Below are 18877 nucleotides of genomic sequence, written 5' to 3'. Positions count from 1 at the left end.
ACCCTCACAGCTTGAATACGGTATCGATCGCCGCACGCGACGTCGCATCACTGGTGGTATCACCGGCATAGGTCGTGATCTGGTAGACCGGCGTTGGCTTCTCCACCGACTTGCCCATGTCCAGCGCACCCTCCCCCTGGATGCAACCCTGGATCTCACGGACATAGATGGCCGGCTTGCTGCCCAGCTTGGTTTTCGCGACCCAGGCCGACGGATCGAAGCCGTCATCGCACTGCTGGCTGATGTCGGCGGACGCTACGGCCGGATTGGCACCGGCATCCTTGCGATTGGCGATGTTCTCCACCGCGTTCTCGGCGCTGCGTGCCGCGCCTTCGGCGTTCTGGAACGCCATGTTGGTCGCCCGGTAGCCGGCCGCCATGCGCTCCTGCATGCCGGCCACCTGCATGCCGATGACGCCCAGCAGGGCCAGCAGCACCAGCATGATCAGCGCGACGTAGAGAACGGCACCCTGCTGTCGTGCCTGGGCAACGAAGGGACGGCGTCGGGAGGAAGGATGAGTGCGCATGGTCGTCAGTTCCCGAACAAGCGGTTGCGCAGCGCAACGGACGCTTCATAGGCGCCCCGATGGCGCTGGTCGTAAGGATCGGCCGGGGCAAAGCCCACCCCGAGGATGGCCGGATAGGTGGCCGCGCTGCCCGGCGCCTCGGCCGACGCACGCTGCGGGCTGCGCGCCAGCAGGCCGACCTGCACCATGCCGACGCGGCGCCACTGCCCTGCGGCGGTGGCATCGGTACCGGTGCTGACCGCACTGGCCACGCGCTGGTCGACGATGCGACCGGTCGGCGGCGTGGGCAGGGCGATATCCGGGGTGGCATCCAGTCCGTACAGGAACTGCATGTTCTCGATGCCTTCCACCAGCTCCTCGCCATCGGCGTAGCCGCCGGCGCCATTCGCGCGTGCCCGGTAAAGCGCCGGCTCGCCATTGGGATTGGTCGCGATGTAGTACGCCATGCCATCGGCGCGATACAGCATGGTCATCGCGTTGTTGATCGAATAGTTGCTCAGGTCGACCTTGTCCACCTTCACCGTCGAACCGCTGATGGTGGCCGGGAACACGTCGGCACGGGTGCAGTCGGCTATGCCGAAGACCGTCGGCGCACCTGCGGCGTTGGCCTTCAGCCGGGCCATGCCATCACTGGAGACGGTCAGCGTGGTCGCGCCCGCGGCCACGGAGATGCCGGTCACCACGGCCCCTTCCGGACTCATCAGGCGCAGCACCAGGATGTCGCTGCCCGGCAGTGGCGCCGGCTTGAGGTTGGCGATGCTCTTCGGCACCGACTGCGCCGCGCTCCACGCGCGGCCCAGGGTCAGGGTGGCGCCCGGCGCCGTACCTGCCGCCTCATACCCCTGCACCGGAACCGAGAAATCCTGCGGGTCGCCACTGCCCGAGCTGATGCCCAGGTGATAACCGACATCGCCGGTGTTCTTGACCACATGAGCCTGGTCGTTGACGCAGCCGAAGTGGCCGGCCATGCGCAGGTCACGCTGCAGGAAGTCCAGCGCGAAGCGCGCGTTCTCCTGGGTACGGGCCGCACCTTCGGACAGGCGCGATGCCGCACGCGAGGCGATGAAGATCTGGGTGACGCCCAGCATCAGGACCAGGCCGATGACCATGGCGATCATCAGTTCGATCAGCGACAGGCCTCGGGTGCGCGAAATTGGACTCATGGGCATGTTCACAGGAAGGTCGTCAGGCCGAAGGTGGTAAGGCTGTCGGGGTCCTTCGGATCCCAGCGCTGGTCACCCCAGCTGATGGCCACGGTGACCTCGCCGGTGCTCTGCACGAAGGTCACCTGTGCGCTGGCCTTCTCGCCCAGCGTGCGTGCGACCTCGCACTGCCAGCGCGCGACGTTCGCCTGCGGCGTCACGGCGGCGCCGGTCGGCCAGGCGCAGGCGCCGCTGGGCTTCACCGAGCCGGCCGAGAACGAGGCCGAGGAATAGGCGCCACCGGCCAGGGTGTCGGTGCGCTGCGCGCGCATCAGTTCGATCAGGTCGTTGGCCAGGTTGGTCGCCTGGGTGCGGTAGTTCGCGCTCTGCACGAAGCGGACGTTGGTGGTCTGCAGCAGGGCGAAGCCCAGCAGCCCGAATGCCAGGATCAGCACCGCCACCATCACTTCGATCAGGCTGAAGCCCCCCTGCGACGAACGCGGGCGGGCCAGGTTGCGGCGGCTCATGAGCAGGTTCCCTTGGTCACCCGGACCTGGCCGGATTGGTTGATCGTCAAGGTGCTTTTCGATTCGCCGGCCTTGCACGCATCCGGCGACAGCACCAGCGTCTGATCGGCGACCGCCCTGCGCCGGCCGCGCCCGTCGAAGGCGATGACCGCGCCCGGCGGGCCAACTACGCTCAGCTGCGGATTGCCCTGTGAAAAGCGCAGCGCGACGTCATTGCTGCCCATCTGGCCGTCGCCATCCAGGTCCGACCAGGCCAGTACCCCCTTGGACCAGTCGCCATCACAGGCTTTGCCATCGGCGCTGCCACAGACGCCGCCACCGTTGCTGTTGCGGATGCCTTCGCTGCGGGCCAGGTTGGCCAGCGCGATCAGCTCGTTGTTGGCGGTCGCCAGCCGGTTCGAGCGGATCATGCCGCGGAAGCTCGGATAGGCGATCGACGCCAGGACCACGAAGACGGCCAGCGTGACCATCAGTTCAACCAGCGTGAAGCCGTTTTGCCGGCGCAAAGACATTGGACGCTCCCCAGCGTGTTGGTGGCCACGATGGGCCATCGCCCCGCCACCGGCAAGCGGCGGCAGGATGAACGGTCAATCCGGGGCGACGGGCGTCAAAGGCTTGACGACCCGCCCTTCCCTGCCAGTGTCGGCGCGATCCCCATCGCGCCGGCCCGGGTTCAGGCCAGCACCTGGTAGCAGGGCTGGTACTCGCCGGAGATCTTCATCCGGCGCTGTTCGACGAAGGCGCGCAGCAGCGCATCCAGCGCCTGCATCATGTCCGGGTCGCCGTGGATCTGGAACGGCCCGAACTGCTCGATGCGGCGCATGCCGTCTTCCTTCACGTTGCCGGCGACGATGCCCGAGAACGCGCGGCGCAGGTCGGCCGCCAGCGCGTGCGGGGCACGCCCGTGGTGCAGGTCCAACGCCGCCATCGCTTCGTGGGTGGGTACGAACGGCTGCTGGTACTCCCACGGAATCTCGATCGACCAGTTGAAGAAGAACGAGTCCTTCTGCGCCAGGCGGTGCTCGCGCACGCGCTTGATGCCAGTGGCCATCTTCTTCGCAACCGCCACCGGGTCGCCGATGATGATCTCGTAGCGCTCGGCAGCCGCATCGCCCAGGGTCAGGCGGATGAAGCGATCAATCTGCTCGAAGTACGGTGCCGCTACCGTCGGGCCGGTCAGGATCAGCGGGAACGGCAGGTCCTTGTTCTCCTCGCGCAGCAGGATGCCGAGCAGGTACAGGATCTCTTCGGCGGTGCCGACGCCACCGGCGAACACGATGATGCCGTGCCCGATGCGGACGAAGGCCTCAAGGCGCTTCTCGATGTCCGGCATGATCACCAGGTGGTTGACGATCGGGTTCGGCGACTCGGCGGCGATGATGCCCGGCTCGGTCAGGCCGATGTAACGCGTCACGGTGCGGCGCTGCTTGGCGTGGGCGATGGTGGCACCCTTCATCGGGCCCTTCATCGCGCCCGGGCCACAGCCGGTGCAGATGTCCAGGCCGCGCAGGCCCAGTTCATAGCCCACCTGCTTGGTGTACAGGTATTCGTCGCGCGAGATCGAGTGTCCGCCCCAGCACACCACCAGGTTCGGATCACCCGGATTGAGGATGCGCGCGTTGCGCAGCAGGCCGAACACCGCGTTGGTGATGCCCTCGGATGACTCCAGCTCGGCCGCGTAGGCCGGGCCCATTTCGATGGCCATGTAGGCCAGGTCGCGCACGACGGCGAACAGCAGTTCGGCGACGCCGCGGATGATCTCGCCGTCGACGAAGGCCATCGCCGGCGCGTTGACCAGATCGATGCGCACGCCACGATCCTGCTGCGCCACCTGGATGTCGAAATCAGGGTAGAGATCGCGCGCGGCGCGCGGATCGTCCGAGGCGCTGCCGCTGGTCAGCACGGCCAGCGCGCAGCGGCGCAGCAGCTCATGCATGCCGCCGGCGGAGGCATCGCGCAGGCGGGCCACCTCGGCCCGCGACAGCACATCCAGCCCACCGCGCGGGTAGATCCGGGCATCCTGCACCGGCAGTGCACGGGCCGATTTTTCGTTCGTGGTCATATCCAATTTTTCGCTTCCTTCAAGGTTCCCGACTGTACTGCCGCCCCCTTAAAAAGCAAAACGGCCGGGAAACCCGACCGTTGGATGTGTGCCACCCGCGTCCGCCATTCCGGGACCGCATCGGCGGCGTTGGCACCGCGCACATTTCTGGATGCTACGCCGTTGCCCCACGCCCTGCAAGGACTTTCGCCTGAACGGGAAACGGCCGGGTTTCCCCGGCCGTTTCCACTTACCGCTTCAAGCGCTGATGGATCAGAACTTGTACTTCAGGGTCAGCTGCATCGACCAACGCGACACGGCGGTGTTGCCCTTGTCGTTGTTGTTTTCCTGCACCGACGGGTTGTCGGTCGAACCAGTGAAGGAGTACACGTACTTGCCGGTGGCCGGATCGATACCTGCGTAGTTGGCAACGCGACGGGTCGAGTAGAAGCCGTAGTCGTCGATCAGGCCCCACTTCTTGTTCAGCAGGTTGCCGACATTCATGATGTCCAGGGCGACTTCACCCTTGTGACCCTTCATGAAGCCCGGGAATTCCTGGCTGACGCGGACGTCGAAGCTGTTGACCCACGAGGCGCGGTGGCGGTTGGCCGGGACCACGCTGCCACGGTAGGCATCGAGTTCCGGGTTCTGCGCCAGCCAGTCGAAGAACTGCTTCTCCATCGCGGCACCGCCGGTGAACAGCACGTCGCCCGGACCCTTCGGCACGTAGAACAGGTCGTTGGTGGCAGCACCGTCGCCGTTGGCATCGTTGTAGAAGATGTAGCTGTACGGACGGCCCGAACGGCCTTCGTAGAACAGGCCGACGCGGGTGGCGTTGTCACCGAAGAAGTTGTGCTTCCACTCCAGGGTGCCGGTGACGCGGTCCTTCATCGCATAACGCGAGTTGTAGGCCACGTTCTCGTTGGCATTGAAGATCAGCGTGTTGTTCCAGTTCGAGGTGTTCTGCGAGCTGGACAGCGGGCTGACTTCGGTGGACTTGGTGTAGGTGTAACCCAGCGACCAGCCCCAGTTCTCGGTCAGCGGCTTGGCCAGCGAGAAGGTGGCCTGGGTGCCGCGGCCCTTGTCGGTGTTGCGCAGGACCAGAACGTCGCCGATATCCTTCGGACGGTTGAAACGATCAACTGCATTTTTGGTACCGGTGGAGATGCCGTAGTCGACACCCTTATCGATGCGAGTATTCGCCGAGTTGCGTCCGGCATCGTTCCAGTAGATCGCGCGGCCATCCTGACCGAAGGCGGTCGGCGCCGATACGTCCAGACGGTCGAAGTAGATGCCGTCCTTGACCTTGGTGAACAGCACTTCGGCCGACGCGACGATGCCGTACCACGGCAGCTCATGGTCGAACGCCAGGTTGGCCTTCCACACCGACGGCAGGCGGGTGCCCGGCGCGATGATGTCGACGTTCTGACGGGCCGAAGCCGGGCCACCGGCCGGGATGTACGGGTTGTTGCCGTCCGGAGTGAAGGCACCGGCCGGGATGCTGCGCTCGTCGTACTCGATGTAGTTCAGGCCGGTGTTCTGGTAGGCACCTGCCAGCCACACGTTCGGGGCGGCGCCGCCGAACAGGCCCACGCCACCGCGCAGCTGGGTCGGGCGATCGCTGTCGAAGGTGTAGTTGAAGCCGACGCGCGGCTGCACCAGGTTCTTGTCGACCAGCTTGGTGTTGTTGAAGCCGTACAGCTGCTCGATGCGCGGGTTGTACAGGCGCTGGGTGCTGAAGTCAGGCATGTCGATGCGCACGCCGAACATCAGGTTCAGGTTGTAGTTGATCGCCCAGGTATCCTGCACGAACACGCCGGTGTTCTTCAGGGTGAAGTCGGCCGGGATGTCGCTGCGGCTGCCATCGGCGCGCGGAGCACGCAGCTGGTAGCGCGAAGCCTTGCCCGCCAGGAAATCGTTGACGCTGTTGAATTCGTACACGCCGTTGAGGTTGCGGCCGTAGAAGTTCATCAGGTCATTCTTCGAGTAATCGAAGCCGAACTTGACGGTGTGGTCACCGATGTACCAGGTACCGGCACCAAAGGCGCTCAGTTCCTTCGACTCGACGATGTTGACGTGGGTGTTCTGTTCGGTACCGACGTACAGCGAATCGTTGCCCGACTTGATGCGGATCTGCGGCATGTCCACCAGCGGGACGCGGTTGGCCGAGTAATCCTTGTGCGAGACCTTGAACTCGGTCGAGAAGTTCTCGGACCAGTCACTGAACAGTTCGCCCATCCAGGTTTCGTACTGGGTCGGCTGCTGGTACCAGAAGTTGCTCAGCGAGATGGCGCTGCTGCTGACCTGCGGGAAGCGAACGACGTTCTGCTCCATCTTGTTGTAGCGCAGGGCCGCACGGTGGTTCTCGTTGATGTTCCAGTCCAGCTTGACCGCATACTCTTCGATCTCGGTCTTGCTGTTCGGCGCCGCCAGGCTGCCCGGGTCGTAGCCCAGCTTGCCCAGGAAGTTCTGGACGTCGGTGATCTGCTGCTGGGTGATGGTGCCACGGCCGATCGGCGTGTCGCTCAGGGCGACGCCGGCAGCCGAGCGCTCGTACTTTTCATAGTTGGTGAAGAAGAACAGCTTGTCCTTGACGATCGGACCGCCGAAGGTCATGCCGTAGGTCTTCTCGTCCTCGAAGCCGTTGAAGTCCTGCTTGTCACCTTCCAGGCGCGAGCGGACCATGTCCTTGTCGCGGTACGAACCGTACACGGTGCCGTGGAATTCATTGGTACCCGACTTGGTCACGGCGTTGATCACCGCGCCGGTGCCACCGGCGATGGTGGTGTCGTAGTTGGCCAGGTCGATGTTGATTTCCTGGATGGCGTCCATCGACACCGGCTGACGCTCGGTCGGCAGGTTGTTGGAACCCAGGCCGAACGGATCGGAGGCGCTGATGCCGTCGATGCGGATGGCGTTGTAACGGGTGTTCTGGCCGCCGGCCGAGATCGCGCCGTCCGCCTTGCTGACCTGCGAGATGCGCGGGTCGAGACGCACGTAGTCCTGGATGTTGCGGCTGGCCGACGGCAGCGCATCCATCGTTTCGCGGGTCACGTTGGTGCCGGTGCCCATCTTGTTGGCACTGAACAGGTCCAGGCCGCCGGCGGTGGCAACAACGTTCACCGCGTCCAGGTTGGTTGCAGCCAGGTCGCCGCCCAGGTTGGCGTTGACGGTGTTGACCTGGTTCAGGTTCAGGTAGACACCTTCCTCGGTCTTGGTGCCTTCACCGGACTTGGTGATGGTGATGGTGTACGGACCACCCACGCGCAGGCCGCGCGCGTTGTATCGGCCCGACGCATCGGTGGTGGCACGCGAAACAGTGCCCGACTCGGTGTGCGTGATGGTGACTTCAGCGCCAGCGACAGGCTGGCCTGCAGCGGACATCACCTGGCCGCCGACACCGGCGGAGGTGCTGCTCTGGGCGAAGGCGGGAGCGGCAGCAAGTGCAGCCACGAGACCAAGGGTAAGCTTGGACATCCGGAGTGGGTGGGTCATTTTTCGGTAGCCTCGATGCGAGTTGGCGATGGCGGAAAAAAAGCGCATCCAAGCAGCCCTGCGGGTGGCTGATCGGAGAGTTATCTGGGGTTCCCTACCGCTCGGCTGAAGGCAGCCCTAACGGTTAACACTAGATTAACACGCTACGCCATCAATGTGACGGTTGTGCGACAAACGGCACCGGTTCGCAACGCAATCGTGACGGGTTCTTCACTCCGCCTTTCCACAGGGCTCACCTTTCCCGGGGCGTCTCACTGGCATCGAGAATCTGCCCGCGCCAGGTGCTCCCAGCGGCGGACAGCAGGGTCACCGCCGCGGCCGCCGCGGCTTCCGGGCCTTGCGCAGCCGGGTCCTGGTCGATGGAATAGGCACGTGCCCGCAGCGCCGTGCGCAGGGGGCCGGGGTACAGGCCGCTGACCCGGACGGGACTGCGGCCCAGTTCATCGTGCAGGCTGGCGATCAGGCCACGCAGGCCGTGCTGGGCTACGCCATACCCCCCCCAATAGGCCTGCCCCACCCGGTCGGGGGCATCGACCGCGAACACCATGGCGGCATCCTCGCGTTGCCGCAGCAGCGGCAGGCAGGCCTGGGCCAGCCAGGCCGGTGCGGTCAGGGTGACATGGACCGCACGGGCGAAACTGGCCGGGTCAGCCAGTTCAAACGGAGTCAGCCCGGGGAAATGCGCGGCGCAGACCAGCAGTCCATCCAGTCGCCCCAGCTCGCGCTGCAGGGCCTGGGCCAGTTCGGCATAGTCATCGGGGCTGGCGCCTTCCAGGTCCAGCGGGTACAGAAGCGGTTCCGGACCGACCGCCTGGACCTGGGCATAGACCCGGTCCAGACGGCGCGGCTTGCGTCCCAGCAGGACCACGGTGGCACCGGCTGCGGCTGCGGCGACCGCCGCGGCACTGCCCAGCCCTCCCCCGGCGCCGGCGACCAGTACGACGCGATCCTGCAACGGGCGGCCATCGATCGCCCCGTCAGTCGGTGACGTCGACGGCCAGGCACTCATCCCTGGGTCGCCTCTTCGACGATGCGCTTGAGCTCGCCGGATTCAAACAGTTCCATGACGATGTCGCAGCCGCCGATCAACTCACCATTGATGAACAGCTGCGGGAAGGTCGGCAGATTGGAAAAGCGCGGCAGGTTGGCGCGGATCTCCGGCTCTTCGAGCACGTTGACAGTGCGCAGGGTGACGGCGCCGGCTGCCATCAATGCCTGCACGGCGCGGCTGGAAAAGCCGCACATCGGGTATTGCGGGGTGCCCTTCATGAACAGCACGAGCGGGTAACGATCGACCTCGGCCTGGATTTGCTGCATTACCGCCACAACCACACTCCTTGCTTCGCCGGACAAACCGACCGTGATGGTCGGCTAGACTGCCCACGGTAGCCGCCATTGTAAGCGGATGGAACAGGCTACCGCCGTCCCCTGGCCACGAACCTGTCCATGCCCGTCGAATTGCCTGCCCTGCCCTACCTCCCCGGCTCCCTGCAGCCCCACCTGTCCGCGCAGACCGTTGAGTTGCATCACGGCCGCCACCACCGCGCCTACGTTGACGCGGTCAACGCCGGCACTCTCGGCACCGAGTGGGAGGAGGCGTCACTGGAAGAGATCGTGCGCCATGCCCAGGGCACGCTGTTCGATGCGGCCGCCCAGGCCTGGAACCACGGCTTCTATTGGCAGTGCCTGCGCCCGCGCGGCGGCGGCGAGCCGCAGGGCCGGCTGGGCGAGCTGGTCAAGCGCCAGTTCGGTGATGCGCAGCGCCTGCGCGAGGAATTCAACCGCACCGCGCTGGGCCTGTTCGGCTCGGGCTGGGTGTGGCTGGTGCAGCACCCCGGTGGCCAGCTCGGCATCCAGGCCACCCGCAACGCCGGCACGCCACTGACCGGCGAAAGCACCCCGCTGCTGTGCTGCGATGTCTGGGAGCACGCCTACTACACCGATTACCAGAATGATCGCGCGCGTTACCTGGATGCCTTCTGGCAGATGGTCAACTGGGAATTCGCCGAGAGCCAGCTGCGCTGACCGCCTGTAGGGCCGAACCCATGCTCGGCTGGCCGGACAGCAGCCGAGCATGGGCTCGGCCCTACAGATGAAGCTTCACGCGTTCTCGTGCGCAGCCACCGCGTCCATCACCCGCGCCGAGTACACCAGCGCCGCGCCGGCGTTGAGCGACACCGCCACGCCCAGTGCTTCGGCGATTTCCTCGCGGCTGGCGCCATGCTTCAGCGCCGCGTCCACGTGCACGGTGATGCAGCCGTCACAGCGGGTGGTCACCGCCACCGCCAATGCGATCAGCTCACGGGTCTTGGCATCCAGGTGGTTGGTCTGGGCACCGGCATTGGCCAGGGTGGCGTAGCCCTTGACCGTGTCCGGCGAGAGCTTGCCGATCTCGCCGATGCGGCCCTTCAGTTCCTTGCGGTAGGCATTCCAGTCGAGCATGGTCGTGACTCCTGTGAAAGGAGCTCCACGCTACCACCGGCAATGGTGCGCCGATGCCTGCACCGGCGCGCCACACCGTTGCAGGCATACAAGGTTGTGCCGGCCATTGGCCGGCACGCCCGGGCTCAGCGGTTGCGCAGCGCGTGTACCGCCGGCGCCACCTGGGCCTGGCGGTCCAGCTCCAGGCCGACCTGGTCCAGCGCATCGGCCAATGCAGCGGCATCATCGTCACGCAACGTGGCGTGGCCGACTTTGCGACCTTCGCGCGGCTCCTTGCCGTAGTCGTGCCAATGGCCACTGGCCTGACCCAGCACCGGCGCCGGATCGGGCATCGCGCCCAGCCAGTTCAGCATGCAGGCATGGCCGAGCATGCGGGTGCTGCCCAGCGGCAGGCCCAGCACCGCACGCAGATGGTTCTCGAACTGCGAGGTCTCGCTGCCTTCGATGGTCCAGTGGCCGGAGTTGTGCACGCGCGGTGCCATCTCGTTGGCCAGCAGCTCACCATCACGGCAGAACAGCTCCAGCGCGAACACGCCCACATACTGCAGGTGCTCGGCGACGCGGCGGGCATAGCCGATCGCTGCCTGCTGCTCGGCATCGGACAGCACCGCCGGTGCCACGCTGGCCGACAGCACGCCGTCGACATGCCAGTTGCCGGTGACCGGCCAGGCTTCGAAGCTGCCATCGCGGCCACGCACGGCCACCACGCTGACCTCGCGCTGGAAGGCCACGAAGCCTTCCAGGATCAGTCCGGTGCGCTCGACCTGGGCACCGAGCGCATCCCATGCGGCGTCGATGTCGGCTTCGCTGCGCAGGCGGAACTGACCCTTGCCGTCGTAGCCGAGGCGGCGGGTCTTGAGGATGCACGGCAGGCCGAACTCAGCCACCTTCGCCGCCAGCGCGTCGCGGCTGCGGATGTCGGCGAAGGCCGGCAGCGGAATACCCAGCTGCTGGAACAGGGTCTTCTCGCTCAACCGGTCCTGGGCCACCGCCAGCGCGGCCGGCGGCGGATAGACCGGCACGCGGTCGGCCAGGAACCGTGCACTGTCGGCAGGCACGTTCTCGAAATCGAAGGTGACCACATCGACCTTGGCGGCGAAGTCCGCCAAGGCCTGGCGGTCGTCGAAGGCGCCCACGGTGAGCGGCGCCAGCGGGCCGCTGCAGGCGTCGGCGGCCGGGTCGTACAGTTCGAAGCGCAGCCCCAGCGGCGCACCGGCCAGGACCATCATGCGGGCGAGCTGGCCGCCGCCCAGGATGCCGACAGTCAGGCTCATTGGCGCGGATCGTCGTGGGCCATCACGTCTTCGGTCTGGCGTGCACGGAAGGCATCGAGCGCCTGGCCGATCGCCGGCTGGTCGCTGGCCAGCATCGCCGCCGCGAACAGCGCGGCGTTGGAGGCGCCGGCGTTGCCGATGGCGAAGGTGGCGACCGGGATGCCGGCCGGCATCTGCACGATCGACAGCAGGGAATCCATTCCGTTGAGGGCCTTGGACTGCACCGGCACGCCCAGCACCGGCACGGCGGTCTTGGCCGCGATCATGCCCGGCAGGTGCGCGGCCCCGCCGGCACCGGCGATGATCGCGCGCAGGCCACGCGGGCCCGCCTGCTCGGCGTAACTGAACAACACATCCGGCGTCCGATGCGCGGACACCACCTTCACTTCGAACGGAACACCCAGGGCTTCAAGCTTCTGGGCGGCGTGCTGCATGGTTTCCCAGTCGGAACGGGAACCCATGACGATGCCGACAAGCGGCGCGATCGGGTTGGGGGTCATTGGCCGTCACCTGCCTTAAAGACGTATTCTAGCCGTCTTCCACGCAAGACGAAGAACCATGGATCGCAAGCTGCTCGACCTGCTGGTGTCCCCGGACACCCGCCAGCCCCTGTCCCTGCTGGATGGCAAGGGCCTGGAAGCCCTCAACAAGGCCATTTCCGCCGGCACGGTGACCAAGGCCGATGGCAACCCGCTGGCGCAGCCGCTGCGCGAGGCGCTGGTCACCCGTGACCGCAAGCAGGTGTTCCGCGTCGACGACGGCATCCCGGTGCTGCTGGCCGAGGAAGCCATTCCGACCGCCCAGATCGCCGACTTCCCGGCCGCATGAGCACGCTGCCGACGCCGGATGCGGCCGTTGTCGCCGCCGATGTCGCGCGCGCGCTGGCCGAGGACCTGGGCAGCGGTGATGTCACCGCCGCCCTGCTCCCCGACCAGGCCGACAGCGCCTACCTGCTGTGCAAGCAGGATGCGGTGATCGCCGGGCGCCCCTGGTTCGACGCTACCCATCGCGCGCTCGACCCTGACGTGCGCATTGAATGGCACATCGCCGAAGGCGGTGCCGTCACCGCCGGCACCGTGCTGGCCCTGCTGCACGGGCGCAGCCGCAGCCTGGTCAGTGCCGAGCGCACTTCGCTGAATTTCCTGCAGACGCTGTCCGGCACCGCGACCACCACTGCCCGCTACGTGGCCGCGGTGGCCGGTACCGGTACCCGCATCCTCGACACCCGCAAGACCCTGCCCGGCCTGCGCCTGGCGCAGAAGTACGCGGTGCGCTGCGGCGGCGGCGAAAACCACCGCTTCGGCCTGTACGACACGGTGATGCTGAAGGAGAACCACATCCGCGCCGCCGGTTCGCTGGCCGCGGCGGTGGCCGCCGCACGCCGGCAGTGGCCTGCGCTGCCACTGGTGGTCGAGGTCGAAGACCTGGCACAGCTGCGCCAGGCGCTCGAAGCCGGTTGCGAACGCATCCTGCTGGATGACTTCAGTCCCGACCTGCGTCGCGAGGCGGTGCGCATCACCGCCGGACGCATTCCGCTGGAAGTCTCCGGCAGCGTCGGCCTGGGCGGCCTGCGCTCGATCGCTGAGGATGGCGTCGATTGCATCTCCATCGGCGGACTGACCAAGCATGTGCAGGCCATCGATCTGTCGTTGAAGCTGGGCCCGCCGCCGGCTTGAGGCCTACGGGACCTTGTGGAGCCGAGCCCACGCTCGGCTGCTTCTCGATCTGCGGCACGCCCGGCACCCGCTTTGCGCGATGAGCCGAGCGTAGGCTCGGCTCTACACGACCCGGGCGCCTTCACGGCTCGGCTACGCCAGCCTCTGCGACGCTGCGGGCATCCCCCACAGGAGCCGCGCATGCGCCGGATGCTCTTGCCTGCCTGTCTGCTGCTCGCGGCAGCCCCCTTGTCCGCCGCAGCCGCTGAAGCCTGCGATGTCCCTCCCCGCTTCGGCCTGAGCCCATTGGCGGTGGCCATCCGCAATACCGCCTGCAACGAGCACCGGTTGTGGTTCCGGCCCTTCATCGATCGCGATGGCCGCGCCGCCAGCCTCAGCGTCACCGAAGCCGAAAGCGATCACCTGGCCGACAACGGCCTGATCGCCTGGCAGCGCGTGGCCGGCTACTGGCGCAACAGCGGCACGCTCAACGCGATGGGCAGCATCGCCGGCGCCAGCAGCTGTCTGGCACCACTGGGCACGCGCTACACCGACAGCGACTGCCGCGCGTTCCTGATCGACAACCCGTGGTCGGCCGCTTTCATTTCCTGGGTGATGGTGCAGGCCAGCGTTCCCGGCTTCAACACGTCGCCGCGCCACATCGACTACATCCGTGCCGCGTACCAGGGCGGCCCCTCGGGCGTGCCGTACCGGCTGGTCGATCCCGCGACCGCAAAGCCCGCACCGGGCGACCTGTTGTGCTTCCTGCGCGACCGCAGCACGACGCTCAGCTACAGCGGGCTGGTGCAGGCGCTGGGCAACGGTTCGGTGGGCCACTGGAAATCGCATTGCGAAGTGGTGGTGGCTGCCAACCTGGGAGGCGACCAGACCCTGTACCTGGTCGGTGGCAACGTGATGAACACCGTGGCGATGCGGTTGCTGCCGCTGGACCGCACCGGGCTGATCAAGCTGCCCCCGGCACGCGAAGGCAACAGCACCGGCATCGACCCCAGCTGCACGCCGGGCCGCGAGGACGAATGCAGCTTCAACCGCCAGGACTGGGCAGCGCTGCTGCAGCTGACCGCGACTGCGCCATTGGTGATGCCGTCACCCTCCGCAGCGCCGATGCAGGCCGTACCGGCCAACGCGCCCGCAGCGCCGACGACGGGCCAGCCACCGCCGAGGCGGTGATACCCGTGCTTGATCCAGCGCACGTTCGCCGCCATCTTTGCCGGATCGACCTCTGACGGCTGACGCCATGCCTACCCTGCTGCTGTTGTTGATTGCCGGCGGAATCATCTACTTCTTCTGGAACGCCGCACGCTCGGCCGCCGAGCGCGCGGTCGAGCTGGGACGCAATGCCTGCCGCGCCGCCGACGTGCAGTGGCTGGACCAGGCGGTGCACGCCACCGGCCTGCGACTGTCGCGTGGCGAAGATGGCCGGCTCGGTTTCGAGCGCACCTTCAAGTTCGAGTATTCCTACGATGGCATCGATCGCCACGTGGGCCGCATGGTGCTGCGTGGCGACCAGCTGATCTCGTTCACCGGCCCCGGTGCCGCGCGGATCAGCCAGATCCGGCCGGATGTGGAGGACGCCGAGGATGTGTAAGAACTGAAGGTGTGCCGACCAACGGTCGGCACCCACACAATTCCGGCACCCACCGGTAAAACCTGCAAAGGAAGACGCCGCCCATCGGGGCGGCGTCGGAAGGGTTACTTGACCACGCGCAGGTTCGGGCGGCCCTTCGGCGGCGGACTGGCCGGCGGCGTGTCGTCCGGCGGCGTGCCTTCCTCGTGCAGCAGCTCATCGCGGGTCGGTGCGGTTTCGTTGCCCGGAATGTCATCCGGCAATGCCATGCCCTGCCCGGTCTCGCGGGCGTAGACCGCCAGCACTGCGCTGATCGGCACCTGCACCGGGTAGCTGGTTCCGGAGAAGCGGGCCGAGAAGCTCACCATTTCGTTGTCGATCATCAGCCGCACCACGGCACGTTCGGCGATGTTGAGCACGACCCGGCCATCCTTGACCGCCGAAGGCGGGACCTGCACGCCGGGGACGCCGGCGTCGACCAGGATGTGCGGGGTCAGCTGGTTGTCGTTGATCCATTCCACCAGCGCCCGCAGCAGGTACGGGCGGTGGCTGGTCATGTGGAAGAAGTCTTCGGTCATGCGTGAAGTGTACGCGCCCGGCGCCCCGCCGGGGCGGATCGTCTGCACGCCGGTCGGCGTGCAGACGGGTAACGCGGGGCCGGGATCAGACCGGCAGGTCGCGCAGTTTCTTTTCCTGCTCGGTCAGGCTGCGGACAAAACCCGGATGGCGGAAGATGCGGTTGCCGTAGTCCTCGATCGCCTTGCCGTCCTTCGGCAGCGGCACATCCAGCGACTGCAGGCGCCAGATGATCGGCGCCATCGCGCAGTCGGCCAGGCTCATTTCCGGGTTGAGGAAGAACTTGCTGGCCTTGAACAGCGGCAGCGAGGCGGTCAGCAGCTCCTTCAGGCGCTTGCGCCCGGCCTCGGCCTGGGTCTTGTTGCCCAGCTGGATGGCCTGCACCTGCGGCACCCAGTCGTGCTCGATGCGGAGCATGGCCAGGCGGATGCGTGCACGCGACAACGGGTCGACCGGCATCAGTGGCGGATGCGGGTAGCGCTCATCCAGGTACTCGCTGACCACCGACGCGGCGTACAGCACCAGCTCGCGTTCGACCAGGGTCGGCACCGAGTGGTACGGATTGAGGTCGATCAGGTCTTCAGGCGGGTTCTGCGGATCGACCGGAACGAAGTCGAAGGTGACGCCCTTGGCCGCCAGGACCAGGCGTACACGGTGGCACAGTACGTCGTCGTTCGAGGAAAACAGCGTCAGTGTATTGCGCATGCGTACGCTCGCCGCCATCAAAGGCTCTCCCACGACAGGAGACCGCCTGCCGCATCGGCGCCGCCGGCACCGTGCCAGCGGTCGACTCCTCCCCGAGTGTGCAACCGACCATCACAAAAGCCAATAGGCCCATGCGATGGCCGGTGGCAGAATCAGTGAACGTCCTTCCAGTATTCCTTCTTCAGCAGGTACAGCAGGAAGGTCAGCAGGGCCAGGAACAGGATCACCCACACGCCCAGCTGCTGGCGCTTGAGTGCGGCCGGTTCGCCGGCGTATTCGAGGAAGTTGGTGATGTCCCGCACGGCCTGGTCGTACTGCCCGGCGTCCACCGATCCCGGCGTTTCAATCTTCAGGCCGGTCACCGGCGGGTCCATACCGGGCGCTTCCGCCTTGCCGTGCACCGCATGCTGCAGCCCCTGCATCTCCCACAGCGGGTTGGGCATGGAGGCGTTGGCGAACAGCGCGTTGTTCCAGCCCAGCGGGCGGCTGCTGTCCAGATAGAACGACTTGAGATAGGTATAGACCCAGTCGCTGCCACGCACACGCGCGATCAGGCTGAGATCGGGCGGCATCTTGCCGAACCACTTCTCCGCGTTTTCCTTGGGCATCGCCACCGGGATCGGGTCGCCGATCGCCGAGCCGGTGAAGTTGAGGTTGTTCATCACCTCTTCTTCGGTCAGGCCCAGGTCCTGCGCCATCCGCGAGTAGCGCAGGTACTTCAGCGCGTGGCAGCCGGAGCAGTAGTTCATGTACAGCTGCGCACCCCGCTGCAGCGAGGCGCGGTCACCGAGGTCGTTGCCGGCCTGCAGCAGCTTGGTGCCGCCCTCGGCGGCGGAGGCCAGGAAACTGCCCAGCATCAGGGTGGCCGTCAGGGCCAGCCGGACCATCCAGCGCTCAGTCATGCGTGGTCACCCTCTCCGGTACCGGCTTGGTCTTGTCCAACCTTGTCCATAGCGGCATGGTGATGAAGAACGCGAAGTACAGGAAGGTCAGCACCCGCCCGATGTAGGTTTCATGCACGTCGGTGCCCGGGCCGGAGCCGATCACGCCCAGCCACACGAAGCACACCGCCAGCACGCCCAGCATCACCTTCGAGATCCAGCCGCGGTAGCGCACCGACTTCACCCTGGCCTTGTCCAGCCACGGCACCAGGAACAGGATCGCAATGGCCGAGAACATCACCAGCACGCCACCGAGCTTGTTCGGTACCACGCGCAACATCGCGTAGTAAGGCGTGTAGTACCAGACCGGCTTGATGTGTTCGGGGGTCACCAGGCGGTTGGCCTCGGTGAAGTTGTCGTGTTCCAGGAACAGGCCGCCAAAGCCCGGTGCGAAGAAGATGATGAAGGCGGCGATGATCAGCAGGAAGCCGGCGCCGACACCATCCTTGAGCGTGTAGTACGGATGGAACGGAATACCGTCGGCCGGAGCATTCGGCGACCAGCGGTTGCCCTTCGGCCCCTTCTTGATCTCCACGCCATCGGGGTTGTTCGACCCCACTTCGTGCAGCGCGCCCAGATGCAGCACCACCAGCAACAGCAGCACCAGCGGCAGTGCGATGACATGCAGCGCGAAGAAGCGGTTGAGCGTGGCGTCACTGGGCAGGTAGTCGCCCATGATCCATTCGGTCAGGCCGTTGCCGATCACCGGTATCGCGCCGAACAGCGAGATGATCACTTTGGCGCCCCAGAACGACATCTGGCCCCACGGCAGCACATAGCCCATGAAGGCCTCGGCCATCAGCACCAGGTAGATCAGCATGCCCAGGATCCACACCAGCTCGCGCGGCTTCTGGTAGCTGCCGTACAGCAGGCCGCGGAACATGTGCAGGTAGACCACGATGAAGAACAGCGAGGCGCCGGTGGAGTGCATGTAGCGGATCAGCCAGCCCCACTCCACATCACGCATGATGTATTCGATGGAGCCGAACGCCTCGGCGGCGTTGGTCTTGTAGTGCATCGTCAGGAAGATGCCGGTGACGATCTGGTTGACCAGCACCAGCAGTGCCAGCGAACCGAAGTAGTACCAGATGTTGAAGTTCTTCGGCGCGTAATACTCGGTAACGTGCTTGCGGTAGACCGGCATCAGGCCCGGCGCGCGGGCATTGACCCAGTCGGCGACGCCGCTGGCGGTACGGGCGAGGATATTGGCCATCAGGCTGCCCCCTGCGGATCGACACCGATGATGATGGTGTTGTCGTCCTGGTAATGGTGCGCGGGCACCTTCAGGTTGATCGGTGCCGGCACATCCTTGAAGACGCGGCCGGACATGTCGAAGCGCGACTTGTGGCAGGGGCAGAAGTAGCCCCCCTTCCACTGCGGGTCGTAGGGTTCAGGCCGGATCTCGGCGACCATTTCCGGCGAGCAGCCCAGGTGCGTGCACAGGCCGACCAGCACGGAGATGTCCGGCTTGATCGAGCGCAGCTCGGGATTCTGCTTCAGCACGTAGTCCGGCTGCTGGTCCTTCTCGCCGGACTCAGGGTCCTTGAGGCGGCCATCCAGCCCGTGCAGTGCATCCAGGATCGCCTTGGACCGCTTGACGATCCAGATCGGCTGGCCACGCCACTCCACGATCAGGCGTTGGCCTTCCTGCAGGGCGCTGATGTCGGCCACCACCGGTGCACCGGCAAGCTTGGCACGGGCACTGGGGTTCCAGGATTTGATGAAAGGAACGGCGGTGAATCCGACGCCGACGGCGCCAACCACAGCAGTGGTGGCAGAAAGAAAACGCCGACGTCCGGTGTTGACTGGATCGTGTACCCCATCGTTGGCCATCCGGCACTCCGATATTGATTAGGTAGCTTTAAGGCTGCCAGCGGATCCGGTGGGGGCCAGAGCCGCATTGAATCATGGGCGAGTGTAGCGGAACCGTCGCGCGCCACACAACGCATTGCAGCAACATTGATT

Annotated in this window: 21 protein-coding genes; 5 read left to right on the top strand and 16 right to left on the bottom strand. The window is 66.1% G+C overall.

From position 1 onward, the window contains the following. Window positions 1–4: 4 nt before the first annotated feature. The 8 genes from AC5P7X_RS03695 to grxD form a co-directional block, all read right to left on the bottom strand. Window positions 5–526, bottom strand: coding sequence for a pilus assembly PilX family protein (locus AC5P7X_RS03695; RefSeq protein ID WP_032954069.1), 522 nt, complete (start codon window positions 524–526; stop codon window positions 5–7). Window positions 527–531: 5 nt separating this feature from the next. Next, the gene (locus AC5P7X_RS03690; protein WP_005415963.1) at window positions 532–1689 is read right to left on the bottom strand and encodes a PilW family protein; all 1158 of its coding nucleotides are present in this window, start codon (window positions 1687–1689) and stop codon (window positions 532–534) included. An 8-nt stretch (window positions 1690–1697) separates the two neighbouring features. After that, entirely contained in the window at window positions 1698–2195 is a 498-nt protein-coding gene (gene pilV, locus AC5P7X_RS03685; RefSeq protein WP_005415962.1) for a type IV pilus modification protein PilV, read from the bottom strand. Further along, window positions 2192–2707, bottom strand: a complete 516-nt coding sequence (locus tag AC5P7X_RS03680) for a pilus assembly FimT family protein (RefSeq protein WP_005415961.1) — start codon at window positions 2705–2707, stop codon at window positions 2192–2194. Before AC5P7X_RS03680 ends, pilV begins: the two co-directional genes overlap by 4 nt. A gap of 161 nt (window positions 2708–2868) precedes the next feature. Then, window positions 2869–4257, bottom strand: coding sequence for a nucleotide 5'-monophosphate nucleosidase PpnN (ppnN, locus tag AC5P7X_RS03675; RefSeq protein ID WP_019659018.1), 1389 nt, complete (start codon window positions 4255–4257; stop codon window positions 2869–2871). 252 nt (window positions 4258–4509) lie between these two features. After that, window positions 4510–7731: a TonB-dependent receptor gene (locus tag AC5P7X_RS03670; RefSeq protein WP_080104289.1), complete on the bottom strand. Its 3222-nt coding sequence runs from the start codon at window positions 7729–7731 to the stop codon at window positions 4510–4512. 232 nt (window positions 7732–7963) lie between these two features. Further along, complete coding sequence (locus AC5P7X_RS03665) at window positions 7964–8740, bottom strand: SDR family NAD(P)-dependent oxidoreductase (RefSeq protein ID WP_329841712.1); 777 nt, start codon at window positions 8738–8740, stop codon at window positions 7964–7966. Next, window positions 8737–9057: a Grx4 family monothiol glutaredoxin gene (gene grxD / locus AC5P7X_RS03660; RefSeq protein ID WP_005415957.1), complete on the bottom strand. Its 321-nt coding sequence runs from the start codon at window positions 9055–9057 to the stop codon at window positions 8737–8739. The genes AC5P7X_RS03665 and grxD overlap by 4 nt, the downstream gene beginning before the upstream one ends. A gap of 120 nt (window positions 9058–9177) precedes the next feature. Between grxD and AC5P7X_RS03655 the strand changes: the two genes are divergently transcribed. Then, window positions 9178–9756 (top strand): superoxide dismutase, encoded by a 579-nt coding sequence (locus AC5P7X_RS03655; RefSeq protein WP_032954072.1) that lies wholly within the window; start codon window positions 9178–9180, stop codon window positions 9754–9756. Between the two features lie 75 nt (window positions 9757–9831). On the opposite strand, the gene AC5P7X_RS03650 is transcribed toward AC5P7X_RS03655, so the two are convergent. The 3 genes from AC5P7X_RS03650 to purE form a co-directional block, all read right to left on the bottom strand. Beyond that, the gene (locus AC5P7X_RS03650) at window positions 9832–10173 is read right to left on the bottom strand and encodes a carboxymuconolactone decarboxylase family protein (RefSeq protein ID WP_019659022.1); all 342 of its coding nucleotides are present in this window, start codon (window positions 10171–10173) and stop codon (window positions 9832–9834) included. Window positions 10174–10298: 125 nt separating this feature from the next. Continuing rightward, complete coding sequence (locus tag AC5P7X_RS03645; RefSeq protein ID WP_329841710.1) at window positions 10299–11447, bottom strand: 5-(carboxyamino)imidazole ribonucleotide synthase; 1149 nt, start codon at window positions 11445–11447, stop codon at window positions 10299–10301. Continuing rightward, window positions 11444–11947 carry a 5-(carboxyamino)imidazole ribonucleotide mutase gene (purE, locus tag AC5P7X_RS03640; protein ID WP_005412808.1) on the bottom strand — a complete coding sequence of 168 codons (504 nt, stop codon included), beginning with the start codon at window positions 11945–11947 and terminating at the stop codon, window positions 11444–11446. Before purE ends, AC5P7X_RS03645 begins: the two co-directional genes overlap by 4 nt. Window positions 11948–12005: 58 nt before the next feature. Here purE and AC5P7X_RS03635 point away from each other — a divergent pair, with 58 nt between their 5' ends. From AC5P7X_RS03635 to AC5P7X_RS03620, 4 genes are all read left to right on the top strand, one after another. Beyond that, window positions 12006–12275, top strand: coding sequence for a Trm112 family protein (locus AC5P7X_RS03635; RefSeq protein WP_005415953.1), 270 nt, complete (start codon window positions 12006–12008; stop codon window positions 12273–12275). Continuing rightward, window positions 12272–13123, top strand: coding sequence for a carboxylating nicotinate-nucleotide diphosphorylase (nadC, locus tag AC5P7X_RS03630; protein ID WP_329841708.1), 852 nt, complete (start codon window positions 12272–12274; stop codon window positions 13121–13123). The genes AC5P7X_RS03635 and nadC overlap by 4 nt, the downstream gene beginning before the upstream one ends. Window positions 13124–13303: 180 nt before the next feature. Continuing rightward, complete coding sequence (locus tag AC5P7X_RS03625; protein WP_329841706.1) at window positions 13304–14293, top strand: DUF2272 domain-containing protein; 990 nt, start codon at window positions 13304–13306, stop codon at window positions 14291–14293. A gap of 67 nt (window positions 14294–14360) precedes the next feature. After that, window positions 14361–14711, top strand: coding sequence for a DUF3301 domain-containing protein (locus AC5P7X_RS03620; RefSeq protein WP_005415950.1), 351 nt, complete (start codon window positions 14361–14363; stop codon window positions 14709–14711). 104 nt (window positions 14712–14815) lie between these two features. Here AC5P7X_RS03620 and AC5P7X_RS03615 read toward each other — a convergent pair whose 3' ends face one another. From AC5P7X_RS03615 to petA, 5 genes are all read right to left on the bottom strand, one after another. Beyond that, complete coding sequence (locus AC5P7X_RS03615; protein WP_005415949.1) at window positions 14816–15268, bottom strand: ClpXP protease specificity-enhancing factor; 453 nt, start codon at window positions 15266–15268, stop codon at window positions 14816–14818. A gap of 85 nt (window positions 15269–15353) precedes the next feature. Beyond that, complete coding sequence (locus tag AC5P7X_RS03610) at window positions 15354–15989, bottom strand: glutathione S-transferase N-terminal domain-containing protein (RefSeq protein ID WP_005415948.1); 636 nt, start codon at window positions 15987–15989, stop codon at window positions 15354–15356. 134 nt (window positions 15990–16123) lie between these two features. Beyond that, the gene (locus AC5P7X_RS03605; RefSeq protein WP_049414892.1) at window positions 16124–16873 is read right to left on the bottom strand and encodes a cytochrome c1; all 750 of its coding nucleotides are present in this window, start codon (window positions 16871–16873) and stop codon (window positions 16124–16126) included. After that, window positions 16866–18125, bottom strand: coding sequence for a cytochrome b (locus AC5P7X_RS03600; RefSeq protein ID WP_005415946.1), 1260 nt, complete (start codon window positions 18123–18125; stop codon window positions 16866–16868). The genes AC5P7X_RS03605 and AC5P7X_RS03600 overlap by 8 nt, the downstream gene beginning before the upstream one ends. Beyond that, window positions 18125–18745, bottom strand: a complete 621-nt coding sequence (petA, locus tag AC5P7X_RS03595; protein WP_004151998.1) for a ubiquinol-cytochrome c reductase iron-sulfur subunit — start codon at window positions 18743–18745, stop codon at window positions 18125–18127. The genes AC5P7X_RS03600 and petA overlap by 1 nt, the downstream gene beginning before the upstream one ends. Between the last annotated feature and the right edge of the window lie 132 nt (window positions 18746–18877).

This window comes from Stenotrophomonas sp. YJH_SMC_53, assembly GCF_059369995.1.
Note: the sequence above shows the minus strand (reverse complement) of the source record. Positions and strands in the feature narration are given on the sequence as shown.

Excerpts from the sequence above, each read along its gene's own strand:
- AC5P7X_RS03695 (WP_032954069.1), bottom strand. The coding sequence starts at position 526 with ATGCGCACTCATCCTTCCTCCCGACGCCGTCCCTTCGTTGCCCAGGCA.
- AC5P7X_RS03690 (WP_005415963.1), bottom strand. The coding sequence starts at position 1,689 with ATGAGTCCAATTTCGCGCACCCGAGGCCTGTCGCTGATCGAACTGATG.
- pilV (WP_005415962.1), bottom strand. The coding sequence starts at position 2,195 with ATGAGCCGCCGCAACCTGGCCCGCCCGCGTTCGTCGCAGGGGGGCTTC.
- AC5P7X_RS03680 (WP_005415961.1), bottom strand. The coding sequence starts at position 2,707 with ATGTCTTTGCGCCGGCAAAACGGCTTCACGCTGGTTGAACTGATGGTC.
- ppnN (WP_019659018.1), bottom strand. The coding sequence starts at position 4,257 with ATGACCACGAACGAAAAATCGGCCCGTGCACTGCCGGTGCAGGATGCC.
- AC5P7X_RS03670 (WP_080104289.1), bottom strand. The coding sequence starts at position 7,731 with ATGACCCACCCACTCCGGATGTCCAAGCTTACCCTTGGTCTCGTGGCT.
- AC5P7X_RS03665 (WP_329841712.1), bottom strand. The coding sequence starts at position 8,740 with ATGAGTGCCTGGCCGTCGACGTCACCGACTGACGGGGCGATCGATGGC.
- AC5P7X_RS03655 (WP_032954072.1), top strand. The coding sequence starts at position 9,178 with ATGCCCGTCGAATTGCCTGCCCTGCCCTACCTCCCCGGCTCCCTGCAG.
- AC5P7X_RS03650 (WP_019659022.1), bottom strand. The coding sequence starts at position 10,173 with ATGCTCGACTGGAATGCCTACCGCAAGGAACTGAAGGGCCGCATCGGC.
- AC5P7X_RS03645 (WP_329841710.1), bottom strand. The coding sequence starts at position 11,447 with ATGAGCCTGACTGTCGGCATCCTGGGCGGCGGCCAGCTCGCCCGCATG.
- purE (WP_005412808.1), bottom strand. The coding sequence starts at position 11,947 with ATGACCCCCAACCCGATCGCGCCGCTTGTCGGCATCGTCATGGGTTCC.
- AC5P7X_RS03635 (WP_005415953.1), top strand. The coding sequence starts at position 12,006 with ATGGATCGCAAGCTGCTCGACCTGCTGGTGTCCCCGGACACCCGCCAG.
- nadC (WP_329841708.1), top strand. The coding sequence starts at position 12,272 with ATGAGCACGCTGCCGACGCCGGATGCGGCCGTTGTCGCCGCCGATGTC.
- AC5P7X_RS03625 (WP_329841706.1), top strand. The coding sequence starts at position 13,304 with ATGCGCCGGATGCTCTTGCCTGCCTGTCTGCTGCTCGCGGCAGCCCCC.
- AC5P7X_RS03620 (WP_005415950.1), top strand. The coding sequence starts at position 14,361 with ATGCCTACCCTGCTGCTGTTGTTGATTGCCGGCGGAATCATCTACTTC.
- AC5P7X_RS03615 (WP_005415949.1), bottom strand. The coding sequence starts at position 15,268 with ATGACCGAAGACTTCTTCCACATGACCAGCCACCGCCCGTACCTGCTG.
- AC5P7X_RS03610 (WP_005415948.1), bottom strand. The coding sequence starts at position 15,989 with ATGGCGGCGAGCGTACGCATGCGCAATACACTGACGCTGTTTTCCTCG.
- AC5P7X_RS03605 (WP_049414892.1), bottom strand. The coding sequence starts at position 16,873 with ATGACTGAGCGCTGGATGGTCCGGCTGGCCCTGACGGCCACCCTGATG.
- AC5P7X_RS03600 (WP_005415946.1), bottom strand. The coding sequence starts at position 18,125 with ATGGCCAATATCCTCGCCCGTACCGCCAGCGGCGTCGCCGACTGGGTC.
- petA (WP_004151998.1), bottom strand. The coding sequence starts at position 18,745 with ATGGCCAACGATGGGGTACACGATCCAGTCAACACCGGACGTCGGCGT.